This is a genomic window from Lentzea kristufekii, from assembly GCF_033949925.1.
In the GTDB taxonomy this organism is placed as follows: Bacteria; Actinomycetota; Actinomycetes; order Mycobacteriales; family Pseudonocardiaceae; genus Lentzea; species Lentzea kristufekii.
Genome location: NZ_JAXAVV010000019.1, coordinates 34,286 through 52,326, shown reverse-complemented (window position 1 = coordinate 52,326; position 18,041 = coordinate 34,286). Strand labels below are relative to the sequence as shown.

Below are 18,041 nucleotides of genomic sequence, written 5' to 3'. Positions count from 1 at the left end.
ACTACGACGATCGGGCCTACTTTTGGGATCATGAGCGGACTTCCCGTTGTCGTCGGAGTCGACGGTTCCTCTTCCGCGCTCGCCGCGGTGGCGTGGGCTGCGAGGGCGTGCGCGCTGCACGGTGCGCCGTTGCGGCTGGTGCACGCCTACACGTTGCCGACGCGCGGGTATCCGGAGGTCATCTCATCAGCGAGTGACCTGCGGTCGGCCATGTACGACCAAGGGCGGATGTGGCTCTCTCAGGCCGTTGCCGTCGCACGGGCCGAGGCGCCTGATGTGCCCGTGGAGCACGACCTGCGGATGGAACATCCCACGCCCGTGTTGCTCGCGGAGTCTGCACGCGCACGAGAGGTGGTGGTGGGGTCGCACGGGCTGGGCGGGTTCACCGGAGCGTTGGTCGGCTCAACGGCTGTGGCGCTGTCGATTCACGGTGAGTGTCCCGTGGTGGTGGTCCGCGGAAACCAACGGCAAGGGCCCGTGGTGGTGGGCGTCGACCTCTCGCCCGAATCGGACCCGGCCATCGGCTTCGGGTTCGAGGAGGCGGCGGCGTCCGGCACGCCGTTGGTCGCGGCGATGGCGCACGACGACGAGCAGTCGCCGGCCCTGAACACGCGAATGTCCGGGTGGCTGGAGAAGTACCCGGACGTCGCGGTGGAACTGGTGGTGGGGGAGCGGCCGATCCCGTTGCTGCTGGAGCTCGGGCAACGGGCCGGGCTGCTCGTGGTCGGGTCGCGGGGGCGTGGCGGATTCGCCGGGATGCTGCTCGGGTCTACCTCGCAGGCCCTGATCTACCACGCCCCGTGCCCGGTGGCCGTCGTCAGGCCTGCTTGATCGCGGAGATCTCGAACTCGAGCACGATCTTCTCGCCGACCAGGACGCCGCCGGTCTCGAGAGGGGCGTTCCAGGTCACGCCGTAGTCCTTGCGGTTGATCGTGTGCGAGCCCTCGAAGCCGACGCGGGTCTGGTTGTACGGGTCGACGGCCACGCCCTCGAAGGCGAACGGGATGGTGATGTTCTTCGTGACACCCTTGATGGTGAGGTCACCCGAGATCTCGAAGTTGTCCTCGTCGACCTGCTTCGCGGAGGTCGAGACGAACGTGATCTCCGGGTGGTTCTCGGCGTCGAGGAAGTCGTTGGTGGCCAGGTGGCCGTCGCGCTGCGCGTTGCGGGTGTCGATGCTCGCGACCTTGAGACTCACCGAGGCGGTGGTGTTCTCCGGCTTGTCACCGTCGATGGAGATCTTGCCGTCGAACTCGTTGAACGCACCACGAACCTTGGTGACCATCGCGTGGCGCGCGACGAAGCCGATGCGGGAGTGCGAGGCGTCGATGACGTAGTCGCCGGTCAGTTCGGAGAGGTTGGTGGCGGTGGTCATGGTGTCAAGTCCTTCGGTTGCTCGATTTGGTTGAAGCGTCACTCACCCTGCCGGAACGTGGGTGATGTGTCAACTATTCCCGTATGCTGAAGCGGTGACACGATGGTTGGATCCTGAGCAGCAGCGGGCGTGGCGTGCCTACGTCCGCATGCAGGGGGAGCTCAATGCGCATCTGAGCAGGCGAATGTCGGTTGATTCGGACATCTCGATGGCTGACTTCGCCGTGCTGGTGCAGCTCACCGACACGCCTGATGAACGCGTGCGCGTGTTGGAGCTTGCACGGTCCTTGCACTGGGAGAAGAGCCGCATCTCACATCACGTCGCACGGATGGAGAAGCGCGGCCTGGTGCGCAGGGAGAACTGCAGCAGCGACGGGCGCGGGTCGTTCGTCGTGCTGACGGACCAGGGCCGGTCCGCGATCGAGGAGGCGGCGCCGGCGCACGCCGAGACGGTGCACGAGCTGGTGTTCGACCTGCTCACCGACGCCGAGGTCGAGGCGCTGGGGTCGATCTCCGAGAAGATCTTCACCCGCCTAACGACAGGAGAATGTGCGGCGGTAGTCGCTCGGTGCGATGCCGACGACGCGATGGAAGTGGTGCCGGAGGAGGGCGGCTGTCCCGAAGCCTGATCTGGTCGCGACCGTGTCGACGTCCAGGTCGGTCTCTTCGAGCAACCTGCGCGCGTGCAGTACCCGCTGGAGTGACAGCCACTTGTTCGGGGTGGTGCCGGTCTCCGCGGCGAACCTGCGCGCGAAAGTCCGTTCGGACATGACGGCGAGCTTCGCCATCGTCGCCACCGTGTGGTTGTCCGCGATCGTGTCGAGCACCTGCTCCAGCACCGGTTCGAGGCTGTCCGAGCTGCACTCCGGGATCGGGAGCTCCACGAACTGCCGCTGACCGCCGTCGCGCTGCGGGGCCACGACCATCCGGCGCGCGATCGTGTTGGCGATCTTGGTGCCGAGTTCGCGCCGGACCAGGTGCAGGCAGGCGTCGATGCCCGCCGCCGTGCCGGCGCTGGTGATGATGTTCCCGTCGTCCACGAACAGCACGCTGGCGTCGAGCCGCGCCTTCGGGAACCGCGCCTGGAACTGCCCGGCCTCACGCCAGTGCGTCGTGCAGTTCCGGTCGTCGAGCAGACCGGCCGCGCCGAGGATGAACGCCCCGCTGCACACGCTGAGCAGCGTCGCGTCGGTCTCGCGGAGCGCCTTGACCAGCTTCTCCGGGTACTCGTCGCGGACGCGCGCGGCGGGCAGTGCGACGAGGTCGACGCTCTGCAGCGCGTCGAACCCGTGCTCCGGCGTGATGCTCACGCCGCGGATGCTCGTCGGCACCGGCTGGTTCGGGATCTCCCCGCACACCCGGAAGTCGACCAGCGGCACGCCCTCCTCGGTCCGGTCGATGCCGAACACCTCGCAGAGCAGGCCGAACTCGAACGGCGCGACGCCGTCGATGAGAGGAACCGCCACCGATCGAAGCATGGCAGGATATTAGCGCGCAGCGTCAGATCTGCCACTGTTGGCGGGATATTGCTGACCGCAAACTTACTGACATGACTCTTGCAGCGATCGTCCTCGCAGTAGCCGCCCTCTCCGTCTGGCTCGACCGGCACCGCGACCGCACCGCCGGTCTGGCAGGCTCGACCGACGTCAACGACCGCGACCGCGTCCGCGTGCACGACGAACTCCGGTATCTCACCTGATCCCGGGGTGCGCGATCGTCGGCCGGGGTCCCGTGTAGCGGGCGACCGGACGGATGATCTTCGTGTCCTCGGACTGCTCGAGCGCGTTGGCACACCATCCGACCACCCGGCTGCACGCGAACGTCGGCGTGAACATCTCGCGCGGGATGCCGCACTGCTCCATCAGCACGCCGGCGTAGAACTCCACGTTCGCGTACAGCTGCCGGCCGGGCTTGAGCTCGGCCAGCAGCTCCGTGACCCTGCGCTCGACGGTGACCGCGAACTCGGTGAGACGGGTCGGCTGTTCCTGGGCGATCCCCTTGAGCAGGCGCGCCCGCGGGTCCTCCGTCTTGTAGACGGCGTGCCCGAAACCCATGATCCGGTCGCCCTGTTCGATGCGCTCCCGCACCCAGGCGTCGATGTTGTCCGGCGTCCCGATGAGGTCGAGCGCCTCCAGCGCCCGGTCCGGCGCGCCACCGTGCAGCGGACCCGAGAACGTGCCGATAGCCGCGGTCACCGCGGACACGACGTCCGCTCCCGCGCTCGCGACCACGCGTGCGGTGAACGTCGAGGCGTTGAAACCGTGGTCGATCGTGGCGATCAGGTACTGCTCGACGGCACGGCTCGCCCACGTTGACGGCTCCTGTCCAGTCAACATGTACAACCAGTTCGCCGACGTGGACAGATCAACCCTGGGGTTGACGGGATCAAGTCCGAGCTTGAGCCGGTGCAGCGCCGCCAGGATCGTCGGCGTCATCGCGCTGACCTTGAGCGCGTCCGCCTTCCGCTGGCTCATCGGCGCGTCCCACATCGGCTGCGACGGCAGCATCGAGAGCGCGGTCCGCAGCCCGGCCAGCGCCGTGCAGCCCGACCGCGCGATCGCGGGCAGCACCTCGCTGACGGTCGCCGGCAGCGCTCGCAACGCGGCGGTCTGCGCGGCGAAGAGAGCGGCTTCGTCCCGGTCCGGCAGCCGGCCCTCGGCGAAGAGGAACCACACGTCCTCGAACGACCGGGTCCTGGCCAGTTCGATCGCGTCGTGCTCGCGGTAGTGGTAGTAGCCCGCGGCACCGTTCACGTCCCCGATCAGGGTCGTGGTGACGACGACGTCTTTAAGCCCTTTGGGTGCATCAATCAACATGGATGAAAGGCTCCGTCAACATGTCTTGTACAGTCAACGTTGATGGAATCAATGTTGACGACGAATCAAGCAGCCCGCCGACTCGGCGTGAAACCGGCGACGGTCTACTCGTACGTCAGCCGCAAACTCCTGACCAGCAATAAGGTCAACCGCCAGAGCATGTTCGACGTCGCCGAGGTCGAAGCCCTGGCGCAACGCACCGGTGCCCGCGGCGCAGTGGCCGCTGTGACGGATCGCATCCGCACCCGCATCTCCTTGCTGGAGAAGGACAGCCTCCACTACCGGGGCCGCTCCGTCCCCGAACTTGCGAGCACCAAGCGCTTCGAGGACGTCGCGCACTGGCTGTGGACGGGAGTCGACTCGGAGGGCGTGCAGTTCCCCGAGGGCCAGGAGATCTGGATGGCCCTCCCGGAGAGCGCCACCCTGACCGACCGGATCCGGGTGGCCGTGGTCCTCGCGAGCGCGGGCGACCCGCTGAGGTTCGACCTCGACCGGGCCATCACCACGGCCATGGCCCTGATCGCCGACGTCGTCGAGTCCCTGCCGCTGCTGGGCAGGCCCGCGGGCACCGACATCGCCGACCGGCTCTGGGCCCGCCTCTCCCCGGAACCCCCGCGGACCGACCTGCTCAACGCCGCCCTGATCCTCCTGGCGGACCACGACCTGGCCATCTCGACCATGGCCGCCCGAGTCGCCGCGTCAGCTCACGCCCACCCGTACGCCGTCGTCTCCGCGGGCCTGGGCGCGATGGAGGGCCAGCGGCACGGCGCCGCCGCGACGATCGCGCACCGCTTCCTCACCCGGGCCGCGGCCGACCCGATGGGCACCGTCGCGGAGCACCTGCGGGCGGGCCAGCCGATCCCCGGCTTCGGGCACCGCATCTACCAGTCCCGCGACCCGCGCGCCGACCACTTCCTCGCGATGCTGCGCGGCCACGGCGACCTGGTGGCGGACAAGGTGATCGCCACCCAGCCCAAGACGTTCCCGAACATGGACCTGGCGCTGGCGCAGTTCGGGCTGACGTTCTCGATGCCGCCGACGGCGGGGGAGGCCATCTTCTCGATCGCGCGGATCGCGGGATGGATCGCGCACGCGATGGAGGAGTACAAGGAGCCGGGCCTGCGGTTCCGGACGATGGGTGTCTACACGGGCGACAGGCCGTAGCCGGTCGCGTGATCGGTGCTGCCGGCGACCGCGTCGGCCACCGGCACATCCCTGCCGTGCGTTGCCCGGGTCCGCCCTCCTGACTGCTGGCGTGATCGCGCCCGGAAGCGGACCATCGAAACCATGAGATTGTCCGCAGTGGACAACCTGAAGGTGATCCTGGTGGCGTGGGTCATCGGCGGCCACGCGCTGCTGGGCTACGCCGCGATCGGCGGCTGGCCGTACGACGAGGTCAACGAGGTCACGTTCCACCCCGGTGTCGAGACGGTGCTGGCGGCGTTGGTCGGGCCGTCCGGCCTGTTCTTCATGGGCACCTTCTACTTCATGGCCGGGATCTTCACGCCGGACTCGATCGAGCGCAAAGGCCGGCGGCGGTTCATCGCCGACCGGCTCGTCCGGCTCGGCACGCCCTGGGTGGTCAGCGCCGTCGTCGTCTGGCCGACGTTCGTGTGGATCGCCTACAACGGGGCCGGCCGGGACGTCTCGTGGTGGCAGGCGTTCACGGACCGGCGGCCGTTCCTGGACAGCGGGTCGCTGTGGTTCGTCGGCGTTCTGCTGATCTTCAGCATCGCGATCGCGCTGGCGCCACCCGTCAAGGAACGCGCCATCACACCGCGGACCGTGGTGGGCATGGCGATGATGGTCGCCGGCACGACGTTCCTGACGCGGCTGGTGTTCCCGGCGCGCAGCGGGCAGGTCGGGGACCTGCACCTGTGGTGGTGGCCGCAGTGTCTCGGGATGTTGCTGCTCGGGGCGATCGGCGGGCGCAAGCTCGCGGAACGGGTGCCGGACGAGATCTACCGCATGACCCGCAACGTCGTCATCGGCACGATCGCCGTGCTGCCCGTGGCGGCGGCGCTCATGGGAGTGCTGGACCTGGCCGAGAATGCGGAACCGTTCCTCGGCGGCTGGCGGTGGCAGGCCGCCGCCCTCGCGGTCGTCGAGGGAGTCCTCGTGGTGGCGGGGAGTCTGTGGCTCGTCGGGCTGGCGCAGCGGAGGCTGACGCGCCAGGGGCCCTTCGCGGAGGGGCTGGCGCGGTCCGCCTACGTCGCGTTCGTCGTGCAGGGGCCGATCCTGCTCGCGCTCGCGACCGGCCTGCGCCCACTGGACCTTCCCGCGGAGGTGAAGGCACCGCTGGTGGGTGCGGGGGCGATCGCGTTGTCCTTCTGGATCGGCTGGTACGTCACTTCACGCCGAGGCGCTTCAGCACGCTCGTCGTGATGCCTGCGGCGTCCAGACCGTGCGCGCGCAGGATGCGTGCTCGGGAGTCGTGCGGCAGGAAGCGCGGCGGCAGGGCGAAGGTCGCCACGCAGGTCGGGGAACCGGTCAGGGCCTGGCCCAGACGTGCGCCGAGGGCTCCGGTGGACGTCGTGTCCTCCACGGCGAGGACCAGGCGGTGCCGGCCGCTGTACTTGACGAGGTGCGGGTCCAGGGGAGCCGTCCAGCGCGGGTCCACGACGTTGACGCGGACGTCGTGCGAGGCGAGTTCCTCCGCCGCCGCCAGGCAGGGGCCGGCCAGCGGGCCCACCGAGACCAGGAGCACCTCGGCGTCCGGGACCTCGCGCAGGACGTCGAAGTGGCTCACGCGGCGCATCGCGGGCACGTCCGGGCCGATGGCGGCCTTCGGGTAGCGCACCACCGTGGGACCGTCCGAGACCTCGACGGCCTCGCGCAGCAGGGCCGCCAGCGAAGCCGGATCGCGTGGGGCGGCCAACCTCAGGCCGGGGACCACGGGCAGCACCGAGGCGTCCCACATGCCGTGGTGCGACGCGCCGTCCGGGCCGGTCACGCCGGCTCGGTCCAGCACGAACGTCACCGGGAGCCGGTGCAGGGCCACGTCCATCAGCAGCTGGTCGAAGGCGCGGGACAGGAACGTCGCGTAGACGGCGACGACCGGGTGCAGGCCGCCCATCGCCATGCCCGCGGCGGACGTCACGGCGTGCTGCTCGGCGATGCCGACGTCGAAGACGCGCGCCGGGAAGCGCTCGGAGAAGGGCCGCAGCCCCACCGGTTCCAGCATCGCGGCGGTCAGGCAGACGACGTCCGGGCGGTCCGCGCCGATGGACACGATCTCGTCGGAGAACGCGTCGGTCCACGTCCGCCCGCCGGCGGCACCGGACGCGCCGACGGCGTGCAAGCGGTCGGCCTCGTCGGTCTCGGCGGCGGTGTACCCCTTGCCCTTCACGGTCTTGCAGTGCACGACGACCGGACGGCCGAGCGCTTTGGCCTCCCACAGGGCGTTCTCGACCGCGTGCACGTCGTGGCCGTCGACCTCGCCGATGTACGCGAGACCCAGCGCCTCGAACAGCCCGCGAGCGGAGCCGTTCAGCAACGACGCGGCGAAGCCGCCCGCCGTCGGGTCGTAGGAGCGGCCGTTGTCGTTGAGCAGCACCACGACCGGGCGCGACGAGCCGCCGATGTTGTTCAGCGCCTCCCAGCACATCCCGCCGGTCAGCGCGCCGTCACCGACGATGGCGACGACCCGGCGGTCGGCGCCGCCGAGTTCGAACGCCTTGGCCAGACCGTCCGCATAGGACAGTGCGGTGGAGGCGTGTGAGTTCTCGATGACGTCGTGCGCCGACTCGGCCGCGGACGGGTAGCCGGACATGCCGCCGGCCTGCCGCAACGAGTCGAAGTCCGAGCAACGGCCGGTCAGCATCTTGTGCACGTACGACTGGTGACCGGTGTCGAACAGCACCACGTCGACCGGGGAGTCGAAGACCCGGTGCACCCCGATCGTCAGCTCGACGGCACCCAGGTTCGGGCCGAGGTGGCCGCCGGTCCGGTGCACCTTGGAGATCAGGAACGACCGGATCTCCGCGGCCAGCGAGTCGAGTTCGGAGGACGAGAGCGCCCGGACGTCCGCGGGCGAGGTGATGTCAGCCAGCACGGCGCACCGCCAGCGGGAGGGTGAAGGCGATCGTCTCCGTCGCGGTCGTGTGCGTCGACACCGAGACGGTGCCCAGCGCCTCCAGGGCCGCCACGACCTCGTCCACCAGCTCGGGAGGCGCCGACGCGCCCGCGGACAGGCCCACCGAGGTCACTCCGTCCAACCACGCCGGATCGATCTCCGAGGCGTCGTCGATCAGGTGGGCGGGCGTGCCGCCGCGTGCCGCGAGCTCGACCATCCGCACCGAGTTGGACGAGTTCTTCGACCCCACCACCAGCACCAGGTCCGACCGCGCGGCGACCTCGCGGATGGCGATCTGCCGATTCGTGGTGGCGTAGCAGATGTCGTCGGAACCGGGCCCGCGCACCTGCGGGAACTTCCGCTCCAGCGCCTCGATGACCTCGGCCGTCTCGTCGACGGCCAGCGTCGTCTGCGTCAGGTAGGACACCGGGCCGGTGATCTCCAGCGCCTCGACGTCCGCCGCGGTCTCCACCAGCACCATCTGGCCGGGCGCCTCGCCCAGCGTGCCCTCGACCTCCTCGTGCCCGGCGTGCCCGATCAGCACGATGGTGTCGCCGCGTTCGGCGAAGCGCCGTGCCTCGGCGTGCACCTTCGTCACCAGGGGGCACGTCGCGTCGAGCACGTCCAACGACCGTGCCTGGGCCTCCGCGCGCACGGCGGGGGAGACGCCGTGCGCGGAGAAGACCGCCGTGGCACCGAAAGGCACCTCGGACAGCTCCTCCACGAACACGGCGCCCCGGGCTTCCAGCGCGCGCACGACGTGGACGTTGTGCACGATCTGCTTGCGCACGTAGATGGGGCCGCCGCGTTGGTCGAGCAGTCGTTCCACGATCTCGATGGCACGCTCCACCCCGGCGCAGAACGACCGGGGTGAGGCGAGCAGCACCGAGCGCGGCGGATGTTCCGTCATCGAGCGCCTTCCCAAAGGTGATTCAGTGATCTCGGTGGGTGACGAGCTGGGCGAGCGTGCCGAGTTCCACTGCTGCACGCGCGGTCGGTGAGGCCTCGCCGAGATGAACCAGCGCCTGGGTGTGGAGTTCGTCGGCCTGCGTCTGGCTCCAGGCACGTCCACCCGCCTCGTCGACCAGATGTGCGGCCCGCGCAAGCGTTTCCGCGTTCATCTCCTGCGATCCGAAGTACAACGACGCCAGCTCGGCGGAGGCGGGGACCCCGGCGGTCAGGGCACGCACGACGGGCAGCGACTTCTTGCGGTTCACCAGGTCCGAGTGCCCGGCCTTGCCCGTCACCGCCGGGTCGCCCCAGATGCCGAGCAGGTCGTCCACGTGCTGGAACGCGAGGCCCAGTTCGGTTCCGTACCCGCGCATCGCCTCGACCTGTGCGTCGGACCCGCCGCCGTACAGCGCGCCCAAGGCCGTGGAAGCGCCCAGCAGCGCACCCGTCTTGCCGCGTGCCATCCGCTCGACCTCGAACACCTCGACGTCGGACCGGGTCTCGAAGTCCAGGTCGTAGGCCTGCCCTTCGAGCAACGCCACGGTGGCGTCACCCAGCGTCCGGATCGCCTCCATCGCACGTGGATGTCCTGATCCCGCGAGGACGTCCACGGCGAGGGCCTGCAGCGCGTCACCGGCCAGGATCGCCGAGTTGACGCCGAACACGGTCCACGCCGTCGCCCGGTGGCGCCGGGTCGTGTCGCGGTCCATCACGTCGTCGTGCAGCAGCGAGAAGTTGTGGATCAGCTCCACCGCGACCGCCGCCGGTACCGCGTCGGCGGCGGTGCCGCCGACGGCCTCGGCCGCCAGCAGCACCAGCGCGGGACGGATCGCCTTGCCGCCGTTCTCCAGCACCGGGTTGCCGTACTCGTCGCGCCACCCGTGGTGGTACTCCGCGATCGTGCGCATCGACGGCGGCAGCTGGTCGACTGCCTTGCGCAGAGCCGGGAGCACGAAGCTCCGGCTCCACGCGAGCACCTCGCCGGACGGTCGCCCGGCGGCGAGAGGTTCGGTCATCTCGGCTGTCATCTCTAGAGACCGATCTCCACGTTCTCCAGCACGCCCAGCGCGTCCGGCACCAGCACCGCGGCCGAGTAGTACGTCGACACGAGGTACTTGAGCATCGCGTGCTCGTCGATGCCCATGAACCGCACGTTCAGGCCGGGCTCGTACTCGTCCGGGAGGCCGGTCTGGCGCAGGCCGACGACGCCCTGCTTCTCCTCGCCGAGCCGCATCGCGATGATCGACGTGGTGCCGTTCTTGTTGACCGGGATCTTGTCGCAAGGCGCGATCGGGACGCCGCGCCACGACTGCAGCTGCTTGCCCTCGACCTCGACGGTCGGCACGTACAGGCCGCGGTTGTTGAGCTGCCGGCCGAACGCCGCGATCGCCTTGGGGTGGGCCAGGATCAGCCTGGTGTTGCGGCGCCGCGAGATCAGCTCGTCCATGTCGTCCGGCGTCACCGGGCCGGAGGAGGTGCTGACCCGCTGCTTGAGGTCGGCGTTGGCGAGCAGGCCGAACTCCTTGTTGTTGATGAGCTCGGACTCCTGCCGCTCGCGCAGGGCCTCGATGGTCAGCCGCAACTGGTGCTCGACCTGGTCCATCGGCTGGCTGTAGAGGTCAGCCACACGCGTGTGGACGCGCACGATCGTCTGCGCCACCGAGAGCTCGTACTCGCGGGGCCGCAGCTCGTAGTCGACGAACGTGCCGGGCAGCGTCGGCTCGCCGTCGTGGCCGGACGAGATGTCGATCTCGGCCTCGCCGTGCTTGTTCGACGCGCTCGTCGGGTTCGCCAGCTGCTGCGCGATGTGCTCGCGCAACGGTTCGATCTGACCGTTGAGCTGCGCGAAGGCGGCCCGCGTCAGCACCACGGCCGTCGTCGGCGTCAGCGCACGCGCGGTGAAGCTCCAGTTCTTGTCGGAACCGGACAGCACCGGCTCGTCGCCGAGGTACTCGCCGTCCGCGATCGTGCCCAGCGCCACGTCGTCGCCGTACTCGCCGAGCCCGGTCTTGGTGACCTTGCCGTGCGCGATGACGATGATCTCGTCGACGGACTCGCCGCGGTGCGCGATCACCTCACCCGGCAGGTACTCGCGCTGCTCGAAGCGGTTCGCGACGGCGGTCAGCGCCGCCTCGTCGTCGAACCCGCGCAGCAGCACGAACTCCGCCAGCTCCTGCGGCACGATCCGCACCTCGGAACCCACGGAGGTGAAGGTGACCCGGCCGTCGCCGATCGCGAAGGTGAGCCGGCGGTTGACGCGGAACGCACCACCCTTGGCCTCGACCCAGGGCAGCATGCGCAGCAGCCACCGGGGTGAGATCCCCTGCATCTGCGGTGCGGACTTGGTGGTCGACGAGAGGTTGCGGGCGGCCTTCGTCGAAAGGCTCAGCTGCCCGCCCTCGACCCCAAGGCCCGGATCGGTAACAGTCACTGGAAGTCCTGCCAATCTGTTGGTGCTGAGATGGAACTAGCGAACGAGCACTGCGGTTTGACGAAGAGCGACTGCGTGCCGAGGCCTGATGGGGCGTGGAACGACTTCCGGGTGGGAACCGGGGAGAAGCCATATCTGCCGGTGCGCTGCGTCCACAGCAGCTCCCCGGCCAGCCAGGACTTCAGGGCCTCGACGTACCGGTGCAGCCCGGCCTTGGCCTCCGCGTCGAGGCCGTACTCGTCGGCGATGGACGGCAGCTCGCCGATGATCGCGCCGATCTGCCGCAGCCGGGCGGCGATCAGGTCGGCCACGACCGAGACGGCCTGCTGGAGGTCGCAGTCGAAGAACTGCCGCACGGCGAGCACCGCGCTGGTCGTGCTGCCGCCGGTGGCGTAGGAGTGGTCGAAGCCGACGATCTCCTGGCGCAGCGCGGGAACGTCGCCGAACGAGTCGACGAGCGCCCGCATCGTGCTGTTGCGCAACAACTCCGCCGGCAGCTCGGCACCGACGGACTTGCGCGCGAGCTTCGCGGACAGTTCCGCGGCGATCGACCGGCGCCGCATCTCCACGAGGTCGATCGGGTCGGGCACCCGGCCCTGTGCCGTGTTGTGGAGCTCCCACAGCAACGCGTCGAAGAACTCGGCCAGGTGCTCCCGGTCCTCGTCGTCCAGGGTGGACCGCGAGACCAGGTCGGCCAGGCCCCTCTCCGCCGGGTTCGGCGAGGGCGCCGAGCCGTTCAGCACCGACTTCAACGCCGCCACGAACGCCCTGCCGCCCGCGACGTTGCGCGGCCGGAGGAAGCCGTCCCGGAACGCGTCGCTCACGTAGAAGCCCCACGTGTGCCAGTCGTTGATGTGCTTGAGGTCGTCCAGGGAGGCTGTCGGGTGGGTCAGCGAGCCGAAGCCGCCGTAGTCCGCGGCGTCGTAGAACGCCTCGGTCCACGGCACGCCGCCGAGCATGCCCATGTCCCGCACCCACGTCCTGGTGTGCCGGCGGACGCGGTCGACGTGCGGTGAAAGCCTTGCGGAGAAGGGCATGTCGAACGAGGGGACCTCAACCACGGGACGCCCCCAGCCACGCCGCGGAGGTGCCCAGGCCGGTCGGCCCCCGCAGGACCGTGCGGAAGAACGCCGAGTTGCCGGCTCCTCCGTCGACCTTGGTGTAGCGGCCCGCGTGCAGGTGCCACTCGTGGCCGCCGGACTGCCAGTCCTGCAGGCCCTTCACGTACTTGAGCACGCGGGCCTGGTCCTCCGGGCTCAGGGCGTTCTCGGCGAACAGCTGCGGCAGCTCGGTGAAGACCGTGTTCTCGAACTGGTGCAGCCGTGAGGTCAGCAGGGTGTTCACCGCCTCGACGGCGGTCTGCGTGTCGTGGCCGAAGAACTTCTCGAACACGAGCACCCCGTTGGAGTTCTCGCCCTCCCGCAGCACTTCCCGCTCGTACGAGAAGATGTCGTTGCGCAGGTGGATCGCGTCGGAGAACGTGTCGGACAGGACCCGCAGCGGCCGGGTGCCCGCGACGGACGCGGGCACCTCGGCTGCCTCGGAGACCTCCACCAGGTTCGCCGACCACGGTGCGCCGCCGACCTTGCGGCGCATCTCGATGTACTCGATCGGGTTGGCGACCGTGCCGCTCTCGATGTTCTTGATCTCCCACATGCACTCGAGCAGCAGGTTGTGGGTGCTCGTGGTGAAGCGGCGCCGCCAGTCCTGCGACATCAGCGGAATGGTCCGCTGCCACAGGTCGACGAGACCGCGTTCGGTCGGGTTCTGAGGCTCCGGCCACGGGTCCGTGCCGTTGAGGGGCATGAACGCCGGCAACCGGTCGAGATACGCCTTCGCCCCCGACACGTCCTTGCTCTGCTTGAACTCCGCGAAGAACTCGTCGTCGAAGTAGAAAACCCAGACGTACCAGTCCGTGATGAGGTCGAGGATCTCCGCGGGCGCGTCCGGATGGGTCCACGCGCACATGTGCCCGTAGTCGTCGCCCGCGAGGATCTCGTCGGTCCACACCCCGGTGCCGAGCATCCCCATGTCCCGCGCCCACTGCGTCGAGTGGGCGCGGGCGCGTTCGAGGTGCGGGTTCATCCGCGCCGGGTGAGGCACGTAGAACTCCGGCATGGTGAAGGAGGCCAAGACCTATCCCTCGCGGCCGAGCTCGACGTGCTCCAGCACACCGATCGCGTCCGGCACCATGATGGCGGCCGAGTAGTAGGCGCTGACCAGGTAGTTGATGATCGCCTGGTCGTTGATGCCCATGAACCGCACCGACAGGCCCGGCTGGTACTCGTCCGGGATGCCGGTCTGGTGCAGGCCGATGACGCCCTGGTTCTGCTCGCCGGTGCGGATCAGCATCACCGACGACGTGCGGGTGTCGGAGACCGGGATCTTGTTGCACGGCAGCACGGGGATGCCGCGCCAGGCCGGCACCTGCTGGCCGTTGAAGTCTATGTGCTGCGGGTAGAGGCCGCGCTTGTTGAGCTCACGGCCGAACGCGGCGATCGTGCGCGGGTGGGCCAGGAAGTATCCGGGGTCCTTCCACACGATCGACAGCAACTCGTCGAAGTCGTCCGGGGTGGGCGGGCCGGTGCGGGTGTGGATGCGCTGCTTGAGGTCCGCGTTGTGCAGCAGGCCGAACGACCTGTTGTTGACGATCTCGTGCTCCTGGCGTTCGCGCAGGGCCTCGATCGTGAGCCGCAACTGCTGCTCGACCTGGTCCATCGGGTTGTTGTAGAGGTCCGCGACCCGGCTGTGGACCTGCAGCACGGTCTGGGCGACGCTCAGCTCGTACTCGCGCGGCGTGAGCTCGTAGTCGACGAACGTGCCGGGCAGGACGGGCTCGCCCTCGTGACCGGACGCCATGCCGATCTCGGCCTCGCCGTACTCGTCCTGCGGCTTGTTGCGGCTGTTGAACGTCTGCTGGATGTGTGCGCGCAGGCCGCCCGCTTCCCCGTTGAGCGCCTGGAAGTCGTTCCACGACAGCGTGAGCACGGTGACCGGCGTGACCGCCTTGGCGGTGTACTCCCACTCGCCCTGCGGCCCCGCCAGCACGGTCTCGCCGAAGTACTGGCCGTCGGCCAGGTTGCCGAGCACGGTCTCGCCGCCGTACTCACCGGTGCCGACCTTGTCCACCTTGCCGTGCGCGATCAGCACGAGGGTGTCCTTCGGGCGGCCCTTCTCGACGATGACGTCGCCGATGCCGAACTCCTGCTGCGTGAAGCGGCCGGCGAGCGCGGCGAGGACCTCCTCGTCGTCGAAGCCCTTGAGCAGCGCCAGTTCGGTGAGCTCCATCGGCACGACGCGGATCTCCGCGCCGATGTTCGTGAACGAGACGCGGCCGTCGCCCAGCGTGTAGGTGAGGCGCCGGTTGACGCGGTACGCACCACCGGAGGCCTGCACCCAGGGGAGCACCTTGAGCAGCCAGCGGGAAGTGATTCCCTGCATCTGCGGGACGGACTTGGTGGTAGTGGCCAGATTTCGTGCGGCGGCCGTGCCCAAACTCAGCTGCTGACGGCCCTCATTGAGGTCAGAATCCGTCACAGTCACAACCGGTACCCACCTATCTCAATGCGCTAATGGACCAAACCGTTAAGCCGGAATGGACGTTAGTTCGCACCGTTGATGGCTGTGAAGGGGCCAAAAAGGCGACATTCGGGTGGGTGGTTTGCTTCTGTTGATGCTACGGAGCGTACTACTTCTGTTCTACGAAACCGAGTTGTATCGGCAGGTGGGTGATCAGGACGCTATTCGAAAGAATGTGGAATAAGACACTCGTTTGGCCCAGTAGGATCACTCTTTTGTGTGCGCTGACCGGTGTTGTATGGATGTTATACGACACCACTTCGAGTGGGGAGAAATCCACTCGAAGTGGTGTGTATCAATTTGTACCAACGACTATTCGTGTCATTGCGTGTCGTGTGAGTCCAGGAACGATTCCAGCTGGGTCACGACGAATGTGTGGTCCTCCGCCTGGGGCAGGCCGGAGACGCCGACGGTGCCGACCGGACCGGTTCCGCGCAGGATGACGGGGAAGACGCCTCCGTGCGCCGCGTAGAGATCCGGGGCGAGGTGGGACTCCGCCTCGAACGACGACTCCTTCTCGCGGAACGTCGTGCCGACGTAGAACGAGCTGTGGCCGAACCGTTCGACGACCCGCGCCTTGCGCTCCAGCCACGTGTCGTTGTCCGGCGCGGTGCCGGGCAGCGAGGCGTGGAAGAGCCGGTGTCCGTTGCGCTGCACCGAGATCGCGATCGGCAGGCCCTGTTCGCGGGCGGCGTCGAGCAGGTGCAGGCCCAGTTCGATCGCGACGTCGTTGCCGAACCGGGTGAACTGCAGGCGCCGCTCCTGGGCGAGAAGCTCTTCGGAGTTCACAGCTCTACCACCTTGTTCTCGTGTGCGGAAAGGAAAGCGGCTTCGATGACCCGCAGCGCGTGCACGGCGCTCGCGGGGTCGACGGGGATCCGGCCGGCGCTCAGCTCGGCGTAGAAGTGCTGGTACGCGCCGGGCTCGACGGCGATCTCGGTGGTCTCACCGAGGATGCCGAGTCGTCCGGTGCGGTCCTCGTGTCCCCAGCCCGGATCGGTCGGGCGGCGGCCCGCGCCGAGCGCGTCCTCCTGCTCGTCCAGGCCGCTGATCTCGAACGCGCCCTCGCTGCCGAGCAGGCGGAAGCGTGGTCCGGTGTTCGCCGCGTGCGCGTTGGCCCACAGGTGGGAGCGCACACCGTTCTCGTGCGTCAGCGCCACGAACACGTCGTCGTCCACCTGTGCGCCGGGCCGCCGCCGGTCGAGTTCCGCGTAGACGCTCCTGACCGGGCCGAACAGCTGCAGCGCCTGGTCGACGAGGTGTGCGCCGAGGTCGTAGAGCAGGCCGCCCGCCTCCTCGGGGGCGCCGAGCTCGCGCCAGTTGTCCCAGATCTCCGGCACCCAGCGCTCGAAGCGGGACTCGAACCGCCGCACCTCGCCCAGTCGGCCGGCGATCTCGCGGACGGTGAGGAAGTCGCTGTCCCAGCGGCGGTTCTGGAAGACGGTGAGCGGCACTCGCGCGGTCTGCGCGGCGGCCACGAGCTCCTCGGCTTCGGCGGAGGTCGGCGCGAACGGCTTGTCGACGACGACCGCGACGCCCTTGGCGATGGCTCGCTTCGCGTACTCGACGTGCGTCCTGTTCGGCGTGGCCACGACGATCAGGTCGAGGTCCAGCTCGAACAGCTCGTCGGCGCTGACGATCTTCGCGTCCGGGTGCGCGGCACGGGCCTGTGCCTGCCGCTCCGGGTTCGCCGTGACGATCGCGACGAGGTCCATGCCCTCGGTGGAGGAGATCAGCGGGGCGTGGAAGACCCGCCCCGCGATGCCGTAGCCCAGAAGTCCGACTCGAGTCATGCTTCCGATTAAAGCAACGCTGTTGAATAATTGCGACCGTGGACCTCACCTCGCTGCGTTCGCACAACGACAGGGCAGTGCTCAGGCTCGTCCGTTCCGGGGCGCTGAGCAGGGCTTCCCTCGCCGCGGAAACCGGACTGACCCCGCAGGCGATCTCGAAGATCGTGGCGCGGCTCATGGCGGCCGGTCTGCTGGAGGAGACCGGTGCCGTCCGTGACGGCGGTCGCGGCAAGCCCCGCATGTCGTTGCGGCTCGTGCCCGGCGGGGCGTACGCGTACGGCGCCTACGTCGACCGCGACGAACTGCGGGTGGTGAGGCTGGACCTGACCGGCGAGGTGGTGTCGTCGCCGGTCGTGCCGCTGCCCCCGATGTTCACGCCCGGCGACGTGCTGGACGCCCTCGCGCCGTTGGCCGAGGCCGGGGAGGAGGTGCTGGGGCTCGGCATCGGCATCGCCGGTCCGCTGGAGCACCGCGACGGGGTGGTGTCGCCGAACGGGCTTCCGGGCTGGTCCTCGGTGCCGTTGAAGGCGCTGGCCGAGGAACGGCTCGGGCTGCCGGTCGTCGTGGACAAGGACACCAACGCCGCCGTGCTCGCCGAGGCGTGGCGAAGACCGCTGCGGGACGCGGCGCTCGTGTTCGTAGGCACCGGTCTGGGCGTGGGGCTGCTCCTCGGAGGAGAGGTGCATCGCGGCGCACGGTCGGGCGCGGGCGAGTTCGGGCACACGACGATCCAGCTCGACGGACCGCTGTGCGTCTGCGGACGGCGCGGGTGCGTCGAGGCGGTGCACGCGGCCAGCACGGGCGTGGAGGCGGCGCGGGTGCTCGCCGCCGCGGTGACGAACCTCGTGCAGCTGCTGGACCTCGACCAGATCGTCCTGAGTGGACGGAAGGTGCTGGAGTCGCCCGAGCTCTACCTGCGGGCGATGCCGGACGTGGACGTCAGCGTCACGTCGTACGGTCCCGACCTGGTGCCCGTGGGTGCTGGGCTGCTGGTTCTGGGCGAGTTGTTTTAGCATCAGGGT

The 18,041-nt window shown here is 69.0% G+C and carries 18 protein-coding genes; 6 read left to right on the top strand and 12 right to left on the bottom strand.

Features of this window, described 5'->3' with window-relative positions:
• Positions 1-30: 30 nt before the first annotated feature.
• Complete coding sequence (locus tag SK571_RS32310; protein ID WP_319987884.1) at positions 31-831, top strand: universal stress protein; 801 nt, start codon at positions 31-33, stop codon at positions 829-831.
• On the opposite strand, the gene SK571_RS32305 is transcribed toward SK571_RS32310, so the two are convergent.
• Complete coding sequence (locus tag SK571_RS32305; protein WP_319987883.1) at positions 818-1,375, bottom strand: YceI family protein; 558 nt, start codon at positions 1,373-1,375, stop codon at positions 818-820. The genes SK571_RS32310 and SK571_RS32305 overlap by 14 nt on opposite strands.
• Before the next feature lie 94 nt (positions 1,376-1,469).
• Here SK571_RS32305 and SK571_RS32300 point away from each other — a divergent pair, with 94 nt between their 5' ends.
• Positions 1,470-2,003 carry a MarR family winged helix-turn-helix transcriptional regulator gene (locus SK571_RS32300; RefSeq protein ID WP_319987882.1) on the top strand — a complete coding sequence of 178 codons (534 nt, stop codon included), beginning with the start codon at positions 1,470-1,472 and terminating at the stop codon, positions 2,001-2,003.
• Here SK571_RS32300 and SK571_RS32295 read toward each other — a convergent pair.
• Positions 1,908-2,852 (bottom strand): helix-turn-helix domain-containing protein, encoded by a 945-nt coding sequence (locus SK571_RS32295; protein WP_319987881.1) that lies wholly within the window; start codon positions 2,850-2,852, stop codon positions 1,908-1,910. The genes SK571_RS32300 and SK571_RS32295 overlap by 96 nt on opposite strands.
• A gap of 71 nt (positions 2,853-2,923) precedes the next feature.
• Between SK571_RS32295 and SK571_RS32290 the strand changes: the two genes are divergently transcribed.
• Entirely contained in the window at positions 2,924-3,073 is a 150-nt protein-coding gene (locus SK571_RS32290) for a hypothetical protein (protein WP_319987880.1), read from the top strand.
• On the opposite strand, the gene SK571_RS32285 is transcribed toward SK571_RS32290, so the two are convergent.
• On the bottom strand, positions 3,066-4,190 hold the full coding sequence (locus tag SK571_RS32285) for a citrate/2-methylcitrate synthase (RefSeq protein WP_319987879.1): 1,125 nt from the start codon (positions 4,188-4,190) through the stop codon (positions 3,066-3,068). The two genes, SK571_RS32290 and SK571_RS32285, sit on opposite strands and share 8 nt — an antisense overlap.
• A 42-nt stretch (positions 4,191-4,232) precedes the next feature.
• Here SK571_RS32285 and SK571_RS32280 point away from each other — a divergent pair, with 42 nt between their 5' ends.
• Both SK571_RS32280 and SK571_RS32275 read left to right on the top strand, forming a co-directional pair.
• The gene (locus SK571_RS32280; protein ID WP_319987878.1) at positions 4,233-5,354 is read left to right on the top strand and encodes a citrate synthase; all 1,122 of its coding nucleotides are present in this window, start codon (positions 4,233-4,235) and stop codon (positions 5,352-5,354) included.
• A gap of 123 nt (positions 5,355-5,477) precedes the next feature.
• Positions 5,478-6,575, top strand: a complete 1,098-nt coding sequence (locus SK571_RS32275; RefSeq protein WP_319987877.1) for an acyltransferase family protein — start codon at positions 5,478-5,480, stop codon at positions 6,573-6,575.
• Here SK571_RS32275 and SK571_RS32270 read toward each other — a convergent pair.
• The 9 genes from SK571_RS32270 to SK571_RS32230 form a co-directional block, all read right to left on the bottom strand.
• Entirely contained in the window at positions 6,538-8,244 is a 1,707-nt protein-coding gene (locus SK571_RS32270) for a 1-deoxy-D-xylulose-5-phosphate synthase (protein WP_319987876.1), read from the bottom strand. The two genes, SK571_RS32275 and SK571_RS32270, sit on opposite strands and share 38 nt — an antisense overlap.
• Entirely contained in the window at positions 8,234-9,175 is a 942-nt protein-coding gene (ispH, locus tag SK571_RS32265; RefSeq protein ID WP_319987875.1) for a 4-hydroxy-3-methylbut-2-enyl diphosphate reductase, read from the bottom strand. The genes SK571_RS32270 and ispH overlap by 11 nt, the downstream gene beginning before the upstream one ends.
• A gap of 22 nt (positions 9,176-9,197) precedes the next feature.
• Complete coding sequence (locus SK571_RS32260; protein ID WP_319987874.1) at positions 9,198-10,232, bottom strand: family 2 encapsulin nanocompartment cargo protein polyprenyl transferase; 1,035 nt, start codon at positions 10,230-10,232, stop codon at positions 9,198-9,200.
• A 14-nt stretch (positions 10,233-10,246) separates the two neighbouring features.
• Positions 10,247-11,647, bottom strand: a complete 1,401-nt coding sequence (locus SK571_RS32255; protein ID WP_319987873.1) for a family 2B encapsulin nanocompartment shell protein — start codon at positions 11,645-11,647, stop codon at positions 10,247-10,249.
• Positions 11,644-12,684, bottom strand: coding sequence for a terpene synthase family protein (locus SK571_RS32250; RefSeq protein ID WP_319987872.1), 1,041 nt, complete (start codon positions 12,682-12,684; stop codon positions 11,644-11,646). The genes SK571_RS32255 and SK571_RS32250 overlap by 4 nt, the downstream gene beginning before the upstream one ends.
• Before the next feature lie 16 nt (positions 12,685-12,700).
• Positions 12,701-13,780, bottom strand: coding sequence for a terpene synthase family protein (locus tag SK571_RS32245; protein WP_319987871.1), 1,080 nt, complete (start codon positions 13,778-13,780; stop codon positions 12,701-12,703).
• Between the two features lie 3 nt (positions 13,781-13,783).
• Positions 13,784-15,190, bottom strand: coding sequence for a family 2B encapsulin nanocompartment shell protein (locus SK571_RS32240; protein WP_319987870.1), 1,407 nt, complete (start codon positions 15,188-15,190; stop codon positions 13,784-13,786).
• A 357-nt stretch (positions 15,191-15,547) separates the two neighbouring features.
• Positions 15,548-16,015: a heme-degrading domain-containing protein gene (locus SK571_RS32235; protein ID WP_319987869.1), complete on the bottom strand. Its 468-nt coding sequence runs from the start codon at positions 16,013-16,015 to the stop codon at positions 15,548-15,550.
• On the bottom strand, positions 16,012-17,019 hold the full coding sequence (locus SK571_RS32230; protein WP_319987868.1) for a Gfo/Idh/MocA family oxidoreductase: 1,008 nt from the start codon (positions 17,017-17,019) through the stop codon (positions 16,012-16,014). Before SK571_RS32230 ends, SK571_RS32235 begins: the two co-directional genes overlap by 4 nt.
• Positions 17,020-17,057: 38 nt before the next feature.
• Here SK571_RS32230 and SK571_RS32225 point away from each other — a divergent pair, with 38 nt between their 5' ends.
• Entirely contained in the window at positions 17,058-18,032 is a 975-nt protein-coding gene (locus tag SK571_RS32225) for an ROK family transcriptional regulator (protein ID WP_319987867.1), read from the top strand.
• Positions 18,033-18,041 lie beyond the last annotated feature (9 nt).